A 1,544-nucleotide genomic window follows, 5' to 3' on the forward strand; every position below is an offset into this window, starting at 1 on the left:
ATTTAACTTATCCATTTTGGGAATAAGCTCACGTGGTAAAAAACAATTTGTCCTTTTTAGGGAATACTTATCTGACAATCAGAATAGTCTACCCCAAAAAAGATGAGAAGTACTAAGATTATCTTTTCTTAAATCCTAAGTAAGTTGAGAACCCTAGAAGATATATCGCTCTTGCTACTGCTAAATCAGCATCATCTTCAATATTTCCCTCAGCTTTCAAAATAATTTCTTCAAAAACTGTATCATTTGGAACAATCTCGGTTCCCATCTCTTCAACCGCTTTTTCAACTATTGATGGTAAAGTCATACACATCTTATAAAACGCATCTTCCTCACCAGTTACCAGAGCGTAAAATTGATCGAGACTGACTCGACGGATAAATTTGTGTCCCATCTTCTCGCCATCAACTTTAGGCTCCCATTTAATATTTTGAGATTGCTTTGAAATAGCTTCAACCAAGAAACAAGCACAATCATCATCTTTCAATAACTGATTTTGCATCTTGATAAACGTTTTACCTGATGATGCAGAATTCATAGTATTATGTTTATTTTTCATTTCAACATAAATTCGGCTTACACAAGAACCATCGGGTAAATAAATCCCTTCCGGATTTTCATATATGACATCCCAACCACCCTCTTTTCCATTATCAGGGACACGGCAATTTTTCATATATTTAAAAATAATTTGATGAAAATAACCGATATCGTTATTGTTTGACTTATCACGCTGACGAAAAATTTCGTTGCTAATAATTTCGTCCCATGAACTACGATAAACGGCCTTATCAAAAATCAATTTGATAGGATCAACAATATTCTTATTAAATCTCTTGAGGTCAAATGATTTCAATTTGTCACCATACTTTGAAATAGTATCTTGGACATGTTTAGAAAAATCTTCTTCACTAATAAAAGCTAAATCCCAAATCATATTTGTTCCAAACTTTCTTTTATTTTTCTTCCAACTTCATAAGCCAAATTAACTGGTACAGCGTTTCCTACTTGCTTATATTGATTTCCTACACTTCCTCGAAATACCCAGTCATCAGGAAAACTTTGAATACGAGCATTTTCACGAACTGTAAAAGGGCGAGCTTCTAATGGATGACAACGTTCCGTTTGTTTCTGAGTAGGCGAAGTCAACACTGTTAATGAGGGTTCATCTAGACTCATTCGACGTAGTATTCCAGTTCTCCCTCCGCCCATATCCCATGTAGATTTCATATACTCTTTAGCAATATCTTCAGGGATATCTCGCCAATATCCTCCTGGTGGTACGAGTTCAAAAATCTGTTTTTTGTACTCCGAATATTGAATCCCTTCACTTAGAGGACAATCTAGTAAAATATCTCTCAACACGGGTTTATAGTCATGTGGCATTGGATATTCAAATGAAATTTTATCTGCTAAATCATTTCTAGTACCAACCATAATCATGCGCTCACGCTTTTGAGCCACTCCATAATCCCAAGCATTTAACACCTTCCATTGAACAGTATATCCCTCTGCTTCAAAAATTTCCATAATGGTTCTAAAAG

The 1,544-nt window shown here is 35.0% G+C and carries 2 protein-coding genes; both read right to left on the reverse strand.

Annotated features, from left to right (window positions below; translation table 11 throughout):
- Positions 1 to 118 precede the first annotated feature (118 nt).
- Positions 119 to 934 carry an Eco47II family restriction endonuclease gene (locus SORDD16_RS04940; protein WP_061452643.1) on the reverse strand — a complete coding sequence of 272 codons (816 nt, stop codon included), beginning with the start codon at positions 932 to 934 and terminating at the stop codon, positions 119 to 121.
- Positions 934 to 1,544: DNA cytosine methyltransferase (locus SORDD16_RS11775; RefSeq protein ID WP_241733992.1), on the reverse strand; the 611-nt coding region annotated here is incomplete at its 5' end. The genes SORDD16_RS04940 and SORDD16_RS11775, both read right to left, overlap by 1 nt.

Source organism: Streptococcus oralis, assembly GCF_001578945.1.
Lineage (GTDB): Bacteria > Bacillota > Bacilli > Lactobacillales > Streptococcaceae > Streptococcus > Streptococcus oralis_Q.